General features: G+C 70.8%; 13 protein-coding genes and 1 pseudogene. 4 read left to right on the forward strand and 10 right to left on the reverse strand.

The window, feature by feature from the left end:
• The first annotated feature begins 124 nt into the window (after positions 1–124).
• Both CFN78_RS25065 and CFN78_RS25070 read left to right on the forward strand, forming a co-directional pair.
• On the forward strand, positions 125–1,648 hold the full coding sequence (locus tag CFN78_RS25065; protein ID WP_094865490.1) for a 3-hydroxyacyl-CoA dehydrogenase NAD-binding domain-containing protein: 1,524 nt from the start codon (positions 125–127) through the stop codon (positions 1,646–1,648).
• A gap of 25 nt (positions 1,649–1,673) precedes the next feature.
• Positions 1,674–2,831 (forward strand): acyl-CoA dehydrogenase family protein, encoded by a 1,158-nt coding sequence (locus tag CFN78_RS25070; protein WP_094865491.1) that lies wholly within the window; start codon positions 1,674–1,676, stop codon positions 2,829–2,831.
• Here CFN78_RS25070 and CFN78_RS25075 read toward each other — a convergent pair.
• On the reverse strand, positions 2,815–3,366 hold the full coding sequence (locus CFN78_RS25075) for an AAA family ATPase (RefSeq protein ID WP_094865492.1): 552 nt from the start codon (positions 3,364–3,366) through the stop codon (positions 2,815–2,817). The two genes, CFN78_RS25070 and CFN78_RS25075, sit on opposite strands and share 17 nt — an antisense overlap.
• 108 nt (positions 3,367–3,474) lie before the next feature.
• Between CFN78_RS25075 and recQ the strand changes: the two genes are divergently transcribed.
• The gene (recQ, locus tag CFN78_RS25080) at positions 3,475–5,334 is read left to right on the forward strand and encodes a DNA helicase RecQ (protein WP_094865493.1); all 1,860 of its coding nucleotides are present in this window, start codon (positions 3,475–3,477) and stop codon (positions 5,332–5,334) included.
• Positions 5,335–5,403: 69 nt separating this feature from the next.
• Here the strand turns inward: recQ and CFN78_RS25085 are convergent.
• Both CFN78_RS25085 and CFN78_RS25090 read right to left on the reverse strand, forming a co-directional pair.
• A pseudogene (locus CFN78_RS25085) lies at positions 5,404–6,058 on the reverse strand (maleylpyruvate isomerase N-terminal domain-containing protein).
• A 271-nt stretch (positions 6,059–6,329) separates the two neighbouring features.
• Positions 6,330–6,971 (reverse strand): winged helix-turn-helix transcriptional regulator, encoded by a 642-nt coding sequence (locus tag CFN78_RS25090; protein WP_094865494.1) that lies wholly within the window; start codon positions 6,969–6,971, stop codon positions 6,330–6,332.
• Between the two features lie 88 nt (positions 6,972–7,059).
• On the opposite strand from CFN78_RS25090, the gene CFN78_RS25095 reads away from it, so the two are divergent.
• Complete coding sequence (locus CFN78_RS25095) at positions 7,060–7,860, forward strand: alpha/beta fold hydrolase (protein ID WP_094865495.1); 801 nt, start codon at positions 7,060–7,062, stop codon at positions 7,858–7,860.
• Between the two features lie 87 nt (positions 7,861–7,947).
• Here the strand turns inward: CFN78_RS25095 and CFN78_RS25100 are convergent, their stop codons facing one another.
• The 7 genes from CFN78_RS25100 to CFN78_RS25130 form a co-directional block, all read right to left on the reverse strand.
• A complete protein-coding gene (locus CFN78_RS25100; RefSeq protein WP_094865496.1) occupies positions 7,948–8,796 on the reverse strand; it encodes an arylamine N-acetyltransferase family protein in 849 nt (282 codons plus the stop codon).
• 53 nt (positions 8,797–8,849) lie between these two features.
• Entirely contained in the window at positions 8,850–9,677 is an 828-nt protein-coding gene (locus CFN78_RS25105) for an HpcH/HpaI aldolase/citrate lyase family protein (RefSeq protein ID WP_094865497.1), read from the reverse strand.
• Positions 9,674–11,089 (reverse strand): MmgE/PrpD family protein, encoded by a 1,416-nt coding sequence (locus CFN78_RS25110; RefSeq protein WP_094865498.1) that lies wholly within the window; start codon positions 11,087–11,089, stop codon positions 9,674–9,676. The genes CFN78_RS25105 and CFN78_RS25110 overlap by 4 nt, the downstream gene beginning before the upstream one ends.
• A gap of 86 nt (positions 11,090–11,175) precedes the next feature.
• Positions 11,176–11,907, reverse strand: a complete 732-nt coding sequence (locus CFN78_RS25115; RefSeq protein WP_094865499.1) for an ABC transporter ATP-binding protein — start codon at positions 11,905–11,907, stop codon at positions 11,176–11,178.
• Positions 11,888–12,652, reverse strand: coding sequence for an ABC transporter ATP-binding protein (locus CFN78_RS25120; protein ID WP_094865575.1), 765 nt, complete (start codon positions 12,650–12,652; stop codon positions 11,888–11,890). Before CFN78_RS25120 ends, CFN78_RS25115 begins: the two co-directional genes overlap by 20 nt.
• Positions 12,649–13,701 carry a branched-chain amino acid ABC transporter permease gene (locus CFN78_RS25125; RefSeq protein WP_133116461.1) on the reverse strand — a complete coding sequence of 351 codons (1,053 nt, stop codon included), beginning with the start codon at positions 13,699–13,701 and terminating at the stop codon, positions 12,649–12,651. The genes CFN78_RS25120 and CFN78_RS25125 overlap by 4 nt, the downstream gene beginning before the upstream one ends.
• Positions 13,694–14,581: a branched-chain amino acid ABC transporter permease gene (locus CFN78_RS25130; RefSeq protein ID WP_094865501.1), complete on the reverse strand. Its 888-nt coding sequence runs from the start codon at positions 14,579–14,581 to the stop codon at positions 13,694–13,696. Before CFN78_RS25130 ends, CFN78_RS25125 begins: the two co-directional genes overlap by 8 nt.
• Between the last annotated feature and the right edge of the window lie 57 nt (positions 14,582–14,638).

Below are 14,638 nucleotides of genomic sequence, written 5' to 3' on the forward strand. Positions count from 1 at the left end.
GACGGGGCTGATCGATCCGGCGGAGGGTCTTCCACGTCGCGGAACGGTCCCCCGTCCCCGAGCGCGTATACCGTCACAGGGCCAGCGCGGATGGACAGCGCAGACGAGGAACCGAGGAGTTTTCGTGCACATCAGGGTCATCGGCGCCGGGGTGATGGGCCGCGGGATCGCACAGTGGGCGGTCACCGGCGGGCACACCGTCGAGCTCGGCGACGCGCGGGCCGACGCCGTCGGCGAGGCGTGTGAGTTCGTCCGGGGCATGCTGTCGCGGGCGGTGGACAAGGGCCGGATGAGCGCGGACGAGGCGGCGGCCGCCGTCGCGCGCCTGCGTCCGCTCGACTCCCCCTGGGCCCCCGGTGCCGAGGTGGAACTGGTGATCGAAGCGGTACGGGAGGACCTGGACACGAAGGCCGAGGTGTTCACCCGGCTCGCCGAGGCGCTGCCGGAGAGCACCATCTTCGCCACCAACACCTCCTCCATCCCGGTCACCCGGATCGCCGCCCGGCTGGACGATCCGACCCGGCTGGCGGGCCTGCACTTCTTCAACCCGGTACCGCTGATGCGGATCGTCGAGATCGTCCCCGGCGCCCGTACCCGGGACGGGATCCCCGCGGTCCTCGCCGAACTCGTCGAGGGCTGCGGGCACCGGGCCGTCCTCGTGTCGGACACCCCCGGTTTCCTGGTCAACCACGCCGGACGGGGGCTGGTCACCGAGGCGCTCGCGGTGCTGGAGGAGTCCGTCGCCGATGTCGCCGGGATCGACCGGATCGCCCGCGAGGTCCTCGGGCTGCGGATGGGGCCGTTCGAGCTGATGGACCTCACCGGACTCGACGTCACGGCGGCCGTCATCGACTCGGTGTGGGACGGTTTCCGCCACTCCGATCGGCTCCGGCCCTCCTTCCTCACCCCGAACCGGGTCGCCGCCGGCCTGCACGGCCGCAAGACCGGGGCGGGTTTCTACGACCACGCGGACGGGGTCCGCACGGCCGCCTCCGCCGAGGAGGAGCCGGTGTCCGGCGACGGGGACCGGCCGTGCCTGGTGCACGGCACAGGGCCGGAGGCCGACGAGCTGCGCGCGGCCCTCGACTCCGCGGGGGTGCCCCGCGCCGCCGACCCGGCCGCGGACGCCACGCTGGTCCTGGTGCCGGTGTGGGGCGGCACGGTCGCCGAGGCCGTCGCGGCGCACGGCCTGCCCCCGGAGCGCACGGTCGGCGTGGATCCACTGTCCGTGCCCACCGGCAGGCGGGTGCTGGCGGCGACCCCGGCCAGTTCGCCGGAGGCCGTGCGTGACGCCCGCGCGGTGCTGGCCCGCGGCGCGGACCCCGGCACCGCGGCGGCGGTCACCGTGGTCCGGGACGCGCACGGCAGCGTGGCGCAGCGGCTGCTGGCCTCGATCGTGGGCGTGGCCGCCTCCATCGCCGAACGCGGGCTCGCCGCGCCGGAGGACGTCGACGCCGCCGTCACCACCGCCCTCGGCTACCCGCACGGCCCGCTGACCTGGGGTGACCGGGTGGGCGCTGCCCGTCTCCTCGTCCTGCAGTCCGCGCTGTTCGCGAGCACCGGTGACCCGCGCTACCGGCCGACCCGCTGGGTGACCGAGCGCGCCCGGCTCGGCCTGCCGCTGACCGCTCCGGCATACCCGCTCTGAGTCGTCTCATCGAGGAGGAAACCCCATGCTGTCAACGGATCTGGGCCTGACCGAGACGCAGCGCGACTTCCGGGCGATGGCCGCGGAGTTCGTCGACGCGGAGGTGGTGCCGCACGCCCGGGAATGGGATCGCCGGGAGAAGGTGGATCCGTCGATCGTCCGCAGGCTCGGCGAGCTGGGCTTCCTCGGCCTGATGGTCGGCGAGGAGTACGGCGGGGTGGACGCGGACATGCTGTCCTACGTGCTGGTGACCGAGGAGCTGGGCCGTGGCGATTCGGCGGTGCGCGGCATCGTGTCCGTCTCGCTGGGGCTGGTCACCAAGACGATCGCCGCACACGGGACCGAGGAGCAGCGGCGCGAGTGGTTACCCCGGCTGGTCGCGGGCGAGGCACTGGGGTGTTTCGCCCTGACCGAACCGGGCACCGGCTCGGACGCCGGTTCCCTCACCACCCGCGCGGTCCGGGACGGCGGCGACTGGGTGCTCGACGGCAGCAAGATCTTCATCACCAACGGCACCTGGGCCGATGTGGCACTGACCTTCGCGAGAACGGAGGAGGGCGTCACGGCGTTCCTGGTGCCCACCGGCTCCCCCGGTTTCACCGCGACCGAGATCCACGGGAAGCTCGGCCTGCGCGGGCAGGCCACCGCCGAGCTGGCCTTCGAGGGCGTCCGGGTGCCCGACTCCGCGCGGCTCGGCGAGCCGGGCCGGGGAATGGGCATCGCGCTGGGCACGCTGTCGCGGGGGCGGATCTCGGTGGCGGCGGGCGCGGTCGGTCTCGCCCAGGCGGCACTGGACGCCGCGGTGCGGTACGCGGGCGAGCGGGAGCAGTTCGGCCGTCCGATCGCCTCGTTCCAGCTCGTGCAGGAACTGCTCGCCGATTCGGCCGTGGACGTGCAGGCGGCCAGGTTGCTGACCCGCAACGTGGCCCGCATGGCGGACCTGGGCGCGGGCCCGAAGGAGTACGCGACCGACGCGTCGATGGCGAAGTACCACGCGAGCGAGACGGCGGTCCGGGTCAGCAACAACTGCCTGCAGGTGTTCGGCGGTTACGGCTACATCGACGAGTACCCGATGGGCAAGTACCTGCGGGACGCCCGGGTGCTGACCCTGTACGAGGGCACCAGCCAGGTGCAGAAGCTGATCATCGGCAGGGACCTCACCGGCGTCAACGCGATGTTGTAGGCCCGCCGAGGCGGTCGCGCACGAACCGCGCCCGTGCCTCGACGGTGTCCTTCGGCAGCGGTACGAGCTGGTAGCCGTGGTGGGCGTAGACGTGCAGCATCGCGTCGTGGGTGCGCTCGGCCTCCTCGAGGTCCTGCCTGCGCTCGGCGTCGCCGACGAAGATCTCCGGCCACGGCGGGGCGATGAACACGGTGGCACGATAGCGGAACCGCTCCGCCGCCCGGTGCATGTGCGCGGGCACGGGGCGGCCCAGCAGCCGCAGGTACCCGGCGACGTCGGGGACGCCCCGGTCGAACACGACCTGGCCGGTCAGCTCGGTGGCGAGGCGGTACGACCGCAGTTCCCAGGCGAGCATCGTCTCGGCGAACAGGCCGGGATCAGCCCAGGGCAGCGCCCGGCCGCCGATCGCGAGCTGGTCGCGAATGATCTGCCTGCCCGCCTCGGCGGACGTGGCGGCACCGTCGGCGCGCAACCGGTCGACGAGCGTGGTCTTGCCCGATCCGGGGCCGCCGGTGACGACGACGAACCTCTCCATCGTGTGGCCTCCTCTGCTGGCGTGGCTGCGTTCCGGCGCGCGGGTACGAGGCCGTACGCGCCGCCGGGCGGGAAACGGGTGGGTGACGTGGCGGCCTAGGATCGCGGGATGGCTTCCACCGGGATCGGCAACGAGGTGCGCGAGGAGACGGGTGCCGGCGCGAGCGAGGCGCTGGAGGTGCTGCGTCGGGTCTTCGGCTACGACTCGTTCCGTGGCCAGCAGGACGAGATCATCGGCCAGGTGGTGGGTGGTGGCGATGCGCTGGTGCTGATGCCCACCGGTGGTGGAAAGTCGTTGTGCTATCAGATCCCGGCCCTCGTCCGGGAGGGCGTCGGTGTCGTGATCTCGCCACTCATCGCGTTGATGCAGGACCAGGTGGACGCACTGCGCGCGCTGGGGGTACGGGCGGGATTCCTCAACTCCAGCCAGGATTTCGAGGAGCGCAGGCAGGTCGAGGCCGACTTCCTCGCCGAGGAGATGGACCTGCTGTACCTGGCGCCGGAACGGTTGAGCGCGGAGTCCACCCGCAGGCTGCTTGATCGCGGCACGGTGGCCCTGTTCGCGATCGACGAGGCGCACTGCGTTTCCCAGTGGGGGCACGACTTCCGGCCAGACTACCTGGGACTGTCGGAGCTGCACGAGCGGTGGCCGGACGTGCCGCGCATCGCGCTGACGGCGACCGCCACCGAGGCGACGCACACCGAGATCGCGAACCGGCTGAATCTGCGTGAGGCGCGGCATTTCGTCGCCAGTTTCGACCGGCCGAACATCCAGTACCGGATCGTCGGCAAGAACGATCCGAAGCGCCAGTTGCTGGAGTTGCTGCGTACCGAGCACGCAGGGGACGCCGGGATCGTCTACTGCCTGTCCCGCGCCTCGGTGGAGAAGACGGCCGAGTTCCTGGTGGACAACGGGATCCCGGCGGTTCCGTATCACGCGAAGCTGGATTCCCGTACCCGCGCCCGGAACCAGTCGCGGTTCCTCCGCGAGGACGGGCTGATCGTGGTGGCCACGATCGCGTTCGGCATGGGGATCGACAAGCCGGACGTGCGTTTCGTGGCGCATCTCGACCTGCCGAAGTCGGTGGAGGGGTACTACCAGGAGACCGGCCGTGCGGGCCGGGACGGGCTGCCGTCGACGGCATGGCTGGCATACGGCCTGCAGGACGTGGTGCAGCAGCGGAAGATGATCGACACCTCGGAGGGCGACGCCGCACATCGCAGGCGGCTGGCCTCGCATCTGGATGCCATGCTCGCGCTGTGCGAGACGGTGACCTGCCGGCGGGTCCAGTTGCTCAACTACTTCGGCCAGCAGGGCTCGGCGTGCGGCAACTGTGACACCTGCCTGACGCCGCCGCAGACCTGGGACGGCACGGTTCCGGCGCAGAAGCTGTTGTCGGCGGTGTACCGGCTGGCGAACGAGCGTGGGCAGAAGTTCGGTGCGGGTCAGGTCATCGACATCCTGCTCGGCAAGAGCACCCCGAAGGTGCAGCAGCATCAGCACGACGCCCTCACCGTGTTCGGGATCGGCAGCGAGCTGGCCGAGCCGGAGTGGCGCGGAGTGGTGCGGCAGTTGCTCGCGCAGGGTCTGCTGGCCGTGGAGGGTGATTACGGGACGCTGGTGCTCACCGAGGGCAGTGGCGAGGTGCTCGGCAGGCGGCGTGAGGTGTTGCTGCGACGGGAACCGGAACGGACGGCGCGGGCCGCGGCTCGTTCGGGTAAGGGGCGGAAGGCTCCGGTGGACTTGCCGGAGGAGGCGAAGCCGTTGTTCGAGCGGCTTCGCGCGTGGCGGGCGGAGACAGCGAAGGAGCAGGGCGTGCCCGCGTACGTCATCTTCCACGACGCGACCCTGCGGGAGATCGCGTCCGGCGCGCCGTCGACGCTCGCCGAGCTCGGTGCGGTGAGCGGCGTCGGGGAGAACAAGCTGGCGAAGTACGGTCAGCAGATCCTGGACACCCTCGGCGGCTGACCGGCCGGGCGTCGATGTTTTCCTTGCCCGGCGGGCTTTTCGAAGGGACCGTCGACTGGTTTCCCTTGCTCAGCCGATGCTGAGCGGGAGTTTCGCCGCGAGTTCGCCGAGCGCCGCGCCTTCGGCGTCGGTGGGAGTGCGACGTCCGGTGCCGACGAGGAGCGCGTCCTTGTCGCCAGAGCGAGGCTGGGAACGGGGCTCCGGCGAGGGTTTCCAGCACTGCGCGGGTGGCGGCGAGGGTTTCGGCGGGTGGTCCGGGGGCCGAGGGCAGGTGCGCGATCAGGTCGAGGTGGTACAGCGTCCGTTCGAGCACGTACGCGGACAGGTAGTCGCCGATGGTCAGCACCTCACCGTTGGTGCTGACGCGGACGGCGGGGTCGGCCAGTTCGGCTGCGCGCCCGGCGGCGGCCCCGACGTCGTCGAGGTGGGACTTGAGCCACCGCGGCTCGCCGTACGCGGCGGCGAGCCGGGGGATCAGCGCGTCGAACGGGTCTTCGCCGGTGGGTGGTTCGACGAGGCTCCAGTAGGTGATCGCGTCCACGGTCGGTTCGGTGTCGGCTGGGGTGACCAGGGTGATCAGGACGTCCTGGGCGCCGATCACCAGGTGGCACGCCAGGTCGCGGACGAGCCAGCCGGTACAGCCGGACGGCCGTTCGAAGTCCTCGTCCGGGAGGCCGGCGATGGTTTTCCGCAACGCCGTCCAGGAGACCGAGAAATGATCCACCGCGGCACGATAAGGCCGATCCGGGCGGCGAGTCGACGACCGGTGCGTGCAGTGCTTCGACGTGACCGTGGCGGCAGTCGACGCGGTGCACGCGGACGCGCCCGTCGCGGCGTCCGGAACGGCTGGGCGGCGGAGTCGGCCGGCGCCCGTCGTGTGGGCGCTGCGAGCGACGGAGGTCCGGAGACCGGCCACGCGAGCCGGCCGGCCTCCAGTCCTGTCCGGGCCGACCAGCTACCGAGCGAGGCTTCGCCTGCCTGTTCGGCCGTGGCCCTCAGCGCGGTGGCGGGAAGCAGCGCAGCAGGTGTTCCGCGGCGGCACGCTCACCAGTGATCGTGATCTCGCCGGCACGCTCGGCCTTCGCGAGTGTGCCGCCGGCGGAGACGAGGGACCGCAGGATCGGTGCGGTCGTGGCGATGGTGATGCCGGCGTCGTCGGGTTCGGTGCGGCGCGCGCGGAACCGGCCGTCCCTGACCTCGACGCGGAAGTGGTCGTCGCCGAGTCGCAGGTGTGCCACCACGTCCAGCCCGCCGGCGAGTCCGGCATCGAAGGTGGCGCGCAGTGTGAAGACCAGCGCGTCGACACCGAGGGCGGGGTCCGTGCCCTCGGGCAGGGGAAGGTCGGCACCCCACCGGCTCATCGCCACCAGCACGGGCTCGAGCCCTCGGCCGCGCTCGGTCAGCTCGTAGGCCGATGTGCTGCTCGGTGCGAATCTGCGCCGCCACACCAACTCCGCCCGTTCCAGCTCACGCAAGCGTTGGGACAGTACGTTCTCGCTGATCCCGGCCAGCCCGCGACGCAGGTCGCTGAACCGCTTCGGACCGAAGACCAGCTCCCGCACCACCAGCAACGCCCACCGTTCCCCCACGAGACCCAGCGTCCTCGCGATGGCACACGGGTCGTCATAGCCACGCATCCCCCGATCCTAGCCATCCACTTGCCAATCCGCAGCGACCACTCCTAAAGTAGGAGCGACTTCACCGACCTCGGACGGGAGAACCACCATGCAGTTCGTGACGTCGAAAGATGGCACGTCGATCGCGTACGAACACCGAGGCGGTGGACCGGCGGTCGTCCTGGTGGGCGGCGGGCTCGACGACGGCTCGGAGAACGCCGCGCTCGTCCCCGAACTGGCGCGGCACTTCACCGTGTACAACTACGCGCGCCGCGGCCGGGGCGACAGCGGCGACACCGCCCCCTACGCCGTGGCACGGGAGATCGAGGACCTCGCGGCACTGGTCGACCGGGCCGGCGGCAGAGCGCACGTGTTCGGCGCGTCGTCCGGCGGGGCGCTCGTACTCGAAGCCGCCGCCGCGGGTCTCACCGTGGACCGGATCGCGACGTACGAGGTCCCGTACATGAGCGACGACGCGATGGCCAAGCACTGGTCGGCCTACGTCGGCGAACTGACGGCACTACTCGCCGACGACCGGCGCTCGGACGCGGTCGAGCTGTTCATGCGACTGGCCGGCTCGTCCGGCGAGGACGTGAGCGCCGCGCGCGAGTCACCGTTCTGGCGCGGCCTCACCGCCCTCGCCCCCACTCTCGCCCACGACGCCGCCTGCCTCGGCGACGGCCTCCCCCCGGCCGGCCGGCTGGCCCGCGTCACCCAACCGACGCTGGTGGCGACCGGCGGCATCCCCGACCAGCACATGGGCGGCCTGCAACCCGGCTTCTTCGACGCCGCCGCGGACGCCATCGCCTCAGCACTCCCCAGCGCGGAACGACGCGTCATCGAAGGCCAGTCCCACGTCGCGGAACCGACGGCGTTCGCCGCCGTCCTGAAACAGTTCTTCGCGGGCTGACCGGGGCAACGCGTGGACCGCCCCGCACACCGACGCGGCCGACGAATCCGGCTGGCGAACTGCGGATTCGGGGGCGCGACGGGATCCCTAGCCCGGCGCCCCGGACGGATACGCCGCCAGCACCCCTTCGAGCTCGGCCGGCTGGAGGACGACGCCCAGGTCGCGCAGCGCGGAGTCCAGCCGGTCGGCGGGCACCCGTTGCCGGTGGAGGTCGCCGTCCGGTCTGGTGACCGTCAGCTCGTCGCCAACAAGCTGGCGGCTGACCCCGTCCGCCAACCGCATCACCACGAGCTTGCCGACGAACGGCGAGTGTGGATGCGTGCTGACGTAGTGGTGCGCGACCTCGTAGTCGACGGGCCGTTGTGGCGCCTCGTCGGACGCGTGCAGCACGGTCCAACCGCCGTCCCCGGGCTCACGCCGCGACAACGTCCATAGTGGACCATCGCGATCGATGCGGTGCGCCCAGCCCGCCTGGTCCACCACGGCCCCGTCGCGCAGCGGCATCGGCCGGAGCACTCCGGCACCGAAACCGACATCGGCCTGATACGCGGCACCGTCGACGTACACGGTGGAGAGCATGTGCGTGCGCGGTCCCGAGCCCTGCGGATGCACGCGCCCCATCCTGCGCTCGACGGTGAAACCGAGCTCCACCAGAACGGCGGCGAACAGCAGGGAGTGCTCGTAGCAGTAGCCGCCCCGCTGCCTGCCGACCAGTTTGCCGGCGATGACGTCGAGTTCCAGACCGGGATGCGCACCGAGCAGGACGTCGATGTTCTCGAACGGAATCGTGCGCACGTGCGCTTCGTGCAGGGTGCGCAAGGACTCCGCCGAGGGGCTCGCCCGGGGGTGCCCGACGCGACGCAGGTAGGCGTCGACGTCGAGCGAACCGGTGTTCCACCCGGTCGTGCCGGGCTCACGCAGAGCCGGAGTAATCATACCCCCAGCTTGCAACCTCGACCACGGTGCAGGTCAAGGATTCCGGCGTGACCTCAGTCGCGTGCCCTGGCCAAGGTCGCCTGGGCCCGCAGCACGATCGGCGGGTCGATCAGCTTCCCGTTCAGCAGGGCCACCGAATCGCCGCGCGCCATCGCCTCCTCGTACACCGCGAGCACCGTGCGGGCGTGCCCGGTCTCGTCGGCGGTCGGGGTGAAGACGCTGTGCACCCCGTCGAGTTGGGCGGGGTGCACGCAGGCCTTGCCGCCGAAACCGACCGAGCGGGCCAGCGTCGCCTCGGCCCGTTGCGCCTCGTCGTCGCGCACGTCGAGGTGCACCACGTCGAACGGTGCCCGGATACCGGCCTCCACGGACGCGAACACCAGCGTGGAACGGGCGAAGAGCAACTCCTGCCCGTCCGGCCGGACCTCGAGGTTGGCCTCGGCGGCGAGATCGGCGCCACCCAGCATCAGCGCCGCGACCCGTGGATGCGCGGCCGTCTCGTGCGCGAGCCGCACTCCCGCCGCCGTTTCGATCAACGCGATCACCGGCGGTCCTTCGGGGCCCAGCGCCTCGATCGCGGCCGGGGTCGCCTTGGGCACCATCAGCCCGTCGACGCCGACCTCGCGCAGCGCGGCGAGATCGTCGCCGAGCCACTCGGTCCCCGCGCCGTTGACCCGGACGAAACGCAGGCACCGCACCGGTTCCTCGGCGAAGACCCGGGTCGTCGTCGCGCGGGCGGCGCCCTTCTCCGGCGGGGGCACAGCGTCCTCGAGGTCGGCGATGACCGCGTCGGCACCGGAGGCGAGCGCCTTGCGCAGCTTCGCCTCGTCCTTGCCGGGCGCGAAAAGCAGCGACCGCAGTGACGCGAACAGGGCACTCATCCGCGCACCACCGCCAGGAAACCAAGGTCGGTGTGGTCCTGCAGTGCGGTCACGTCCCGCTCAAGGGCGCGGACGCCGTCCTCGCCGAGGACCAGTCCGGCGTTGGCACGGTACTTGTCCAGCACGTCGGCCTCGGTCATCGGGTTCTCCGCGCCGCCGCGCTGGTATCGCAGTTCGGCCTCGAACGTCCGGCCGTCGGTGGTGAGCACCCGGACTCCGCCACCGAACGCGTCGGGCCGCGGCGAGTACGTCCGCTGCTCGTAGGACACCGACCGGCTCAGCGCGAGCACGGCCTCGTCGGCGATGCGGTCGGGGGTGAAGCTGGCGACGTCCACGGTGCCGTGCACGAGCAGGCTCGCCAGACAGAACGGAAGGCTGAACTTCGCGTCGTACGGGGTGCGCGGGCGGGCCTTGTCCGCCGCGGGTTCGAGGACGAGGCCCACGCCGGTCGCGTCGGTGTAGGCCACCATGCTCGCCACGTCCGCCGCCCGCAGCGACGGGTTGTCCCGCAGGATCCCGGCGAGCGCGTCGACGGGCGCGTGCGTGTAATGGCAGGCGGGGTATGGCTTGTAGGCGATCGACGGGGTGTTCCAGGACTGCCCGAGCGTGTCGAGCTGGGGTGCGAGGTCGACCTCGATGCCGTGCAGGTACGTGGCGTAGAAGCCGCGTACGCCCTCGAACACGGTGGCCGGTCCCCTGGCTCCATGGGCGGCGAGCCGGGTGGCGGTGATGCCGGCCTGTGCCGCCCAGCCGGGGTGCAGGCGTTTGGTGTCGGCGCCGTCGGCGAGGAACTCCAGCAGACCCGAGGCCATGCTGCCGGCGATGCCGAGTGCCTGTGCCGTCCGGTCCGCGTCCAGGCCGCGGGCGCGGGCGGCGGCCGCGGTGGCGCCGAAGACGCCGCACACGCCGCTGGGGTGCAGGCCGCGGGCGTGGAACTGCCCGCCCGCGGCTGCACCGACGCGGGTGGACACCTCGTTGCCCGCCACGATCGCGGCGAGGACGGTGGCCCCGTCGGCGCCGGCGGCCTGGCCCGCGGCGAAGGCGGCCGGGGTGACGGCGGCACTGACGTGGATCACCGAGTCGGGGTGGGTGTCGTCGAAGTCGAGGGCGTGGCACAGCACGCCGTTGACGAAGGCCGCCTCCGCGGCGGGCAGCCCGTGCGGCACCCCGAGCGCGGCGGCCGGGCCCGCCGTGCCCGCCTCGTCCGCTCCGGCGACGGCGTAGGCCGCTTCGCCGAGTGCGAGAGCGGCGATACCGCAGCCGAGGGTGTCCAGCACATGCAACCGGGCCGCGGTGACGACCTCGGCGGGCAGGTCGGTGTGACGCAGGCCGGCGGTGAACGCGCCGAGGCGTTGCGCCGCGGTGCCTGTGCCGGTGTCCGCCGCGGGGGTGGCCGGTGCCGTTGTGGTCATATCGCTGGTCCTGCCTTTCAGGTATGGATCGTGCTTCGGTGACGCGCTCGCCGCTGGGCCGGGCGCGACTCCGGCCGGAACGGGCGTCACACGCCCAGGAACGTCTTACGGACCTCGGCGTCGGCGAGCAGTTCGCCGCCCGCTCCGGAGTAGGTGACGCGGCCGCGTTCGATGACGTAACCGCGGTCGCTGAGTTCGAGGCCGGAACGGGCGTTCTGTTCGATGATCAGGAACGTCAGGCCGGTCTCGTCGCGCAGGGAGCGCAACTGCTCGAACACCTCGCGGACGAGGATCGGGGAGAGTCCCACCGATGGTTCGTCCATCAGCACCAGGCGCGGCTTCAGCATCAGCGAGCGGCCGATCTCCAGCGCCCTGCGCTCGCCACCGGAGAGTGTGCCCGCCTGCTGCTTGCGCCGGGCGGCGAGTTTCGGGAACAGGTCGAACACCTCGTCGACGCGGTGCCGGATCTTCTTCTTGTCCCGCTCCAGGTACATGCCGAGTTCGATGTTCTCGTACACGGTCATCCCGGGGAAGATCGCCGGCAGCTGCGGGACGAGCGCGATCCCGGACGTGAGGAGCTGCTGCGGGCCGTAGGACGTGATGTCCTTGCCCGCCATGAGAACCGAGCCCTCACGTACGTCGATGAGACCGTAGACCGCCTTGAACACGGTCGACTTGCCGGACCCGTTCGGACCCACGACGCAGACGATCTCGCCCTCGTGCACGACGAGGTCGACGCCGTGCAGGATGTCCACTCCCTTGTACCCGGCGCGCACACCGCGCACCTCCAGCAGCGGTTCAGGCTCCGAGATAGGCATCGATGACCTCCTGGTTCGCCTTGACCTCGTCGGGGGTTCCGTCGGCCAGCACCCGGCCCTGTTCGAGCACCACCACCCGGTCCGCCATGCCGAACACGAAGCCCACGTTGTGCTCGACGATCACGAACGACACGTTCTCCTCGCGGTGCAGCAGCCGCAGGTGGTCCGCCAGTTCGAGGATGAGCGCCGGGTTCACCCCGGACGTCGCCTCGTCCAGCATCACCACTTTGGGGCTGGGCATGATCGCCATGACGAGTTCGAGCAGTCGCTGCTGCCCGCCGGAGAGTTCGCCCGCGTGAGTGGCACTCATACTGCGGATGCCGACGAGGTCGAGCAGGCGGTCGGCACGTTCGCGAACCGATTCCTCCGGCCCGCGCAGCGCGCCGAAGCGCGGCAAAGTGGTCCAGTTCCGCGACAACAGCACGTTCTCCAGCACCGTCAGTTCCGGAAAGACCCGGGCGTCCTGGAAGGTGCGGGTCAGTCCCATTCTGGCCACCGTGGACGGCCGCCTGCGACTGATGTCCTTTCCGGACAACATGATCTTCCCGGCGTCCGGGCGCCTGCCGAGGGACAGGCAGCTCAGCAGCGTCGACTTGCCGGAACCGTTCGGGCCGATCAGCCCGACGATCTCGCCGGGCGCGATCCGGAAGCCGACGTCGTCGAGCGCGACCAGCCCGCCGAACCGGCAGGTGATCCCGGTGGCGACCAGCAGATCGCCGGTGGTGCGTTCCTGGGTGACGGTCATCGTCCCTCCCCTGCTTCGCGCTCACGCTTGCGCCTGCCCGCGGTCGCCCTGTCGGCGAGCGTGCCGACGATTCCCTTCGGCAGCAACAGGACCACGATGACGAGGGCGATGCCGAAGAACACCAGGAAGTCCTCTCCGTCGGTGCCCCACAGGGTCTCCCGCAGCAGGATGAACACGGTCGCACCGAGCGCGGGCCCCCACACGGTGCCGAGGCCGCCGAGGGTGACCATGAGCGCCAGGTTGATCAGCAGGATGTCCCGGAACATGATCGACGGGTCGATGAACGCCGTCTGGTACGCCCACAGACTGCCGATCAGGGCGGTGATCGCACCGGACATGCAGAACGCCGTCATCTTCACCAGGGTCGTGTTGATACCGCGTGCCTCCGCGCCGACCTCGTTCTCCCGCACCGCCAGCATGCTCGCGCCGAGCTGCGAACGCCGCAACCACACGGTCAGCAGCACGACGGCGACGGCGATGCCGAGGAACACGTAGTAGAACAGGCCGCGGTCGATCACCGACTTGAAGATGACACCGCCGGAACCTCCGGTGAAGTCGCGGAACACCAGTGCCAGTTCCCGCATCGCCATGAAAGCGCCGAGCATCGCGATCGAGAAGTAGACCCCGCGCAGCCGCAGCAGCGGGTAGCCGACAACGAGCGCGAAGAGGAAGCCGAACAGCATCGCGATCGGCACGGTGGTCCAGAAGGACATGCCGGATTTGGTGACCAGCAGGCCCGCGGTGTAACCGCCGATGCCGAAGAAGGCACCGTGCCCGAAGTCCACGTAGCCGGTGAAGCCGGAGATGATGTTCCAGCTCGAGGTCAGTCCGACCCACATGAACACGGTGCTCAGCAGCAGCAGCGCCGAGTTGTTCAGTCCGAACAACGGTGCGGCGAGCAGTGCCGCCAGTCCGGCGGCGAACAGTCCGGCGCGCAGCCGCGGATCGGCGAACCGGGTGGGCAGTGTGCCGGGGCCGGAGGCGGCGGACAGCCGTTCCGCCGCCCGGCCGTCCACCCGGGTACTGATGGTGGGGGATCCGCTAGACACCGGCCATCACCCGCTTACCTCCACTGATTCCGTTGGGGCGCACCACGAGTGCGATGACCACGAGCACGAAGGCCGCGGCGACACCGAGCCCGGTGCCGACCGAGGGCACGTACGAGGCGAGGATCGCCTCGATCAGCCCGATGAACATCGCCGCGACGAGGGTGCCGGACATCCTGCCGACACCACCGAGTACGACGATGGCGAACGCCTTCATCGTCAGCAGCGGCCCGAGGAAGGGGTAGAACCCCTGTGCCGAGCCGAGCAGGGTGCCTCCGGCGAACACCAGGGCGATGCCGATGCCGAAGGCGATCGCGTAGACCGCGGTGATGTCGATGCCGACGACCCTGGCGGCGGCCTTGTTCTGGGAGGCCGCCTGGATCGAGCGTCCGACGCGGGTGTGGTTGAGCAGTGCCCACGTCAGTACCAGGATGACGATCGCCCCGAGCAGCATCAGCGCCCGCGGGGTCGGAATGGTCAGCCCGAAGAAACTCACCACCTCGGCTGAGTAGCTCGTCGTCGTCACCCGCGGTGTGCTGCTGAACAACTTCAGCAGCACCCCCTGTGCGATGGCGCCGATCCCGAAGGTCAGCAGCAGGGCCATCAGCGGGGGACGTTCCACGACCCGGATCACCAGTGTCCGGCAGAGCACCCAGCCGAAACCGAAGCCCAGCGCGATGATCACCGGCAGTGCGACCAGCGGATCGATCCCGAGGTACTGCTGCGCCGCCCACGCCAGGTAGGCGCCGATCAGGACGCATTCACCGTGGGCGAGGTTGAGTACACCCATCACGCCGAACACCAGGGACAGTCCCTGGGCGACGAGGGCGTAGAACCCGCCCAGCACGATTCCGTCGAGCAAGACCTGACTCAGCTGGCCCATACCCGCAACTCCTTTGTCACTGCGACGCCGTGCCGATCTTGGGCCCGGTTCGCCGCT

This window comes from Amycolatopsis antarctica (assembly GCF_002262875.1).
GTDB lineage: Bacteria > Actinomycetota > Actinomycetes > Mycobacteriales > Pseudonocardiaceae > Amycolatopsis > Amycolatopsis antarctica.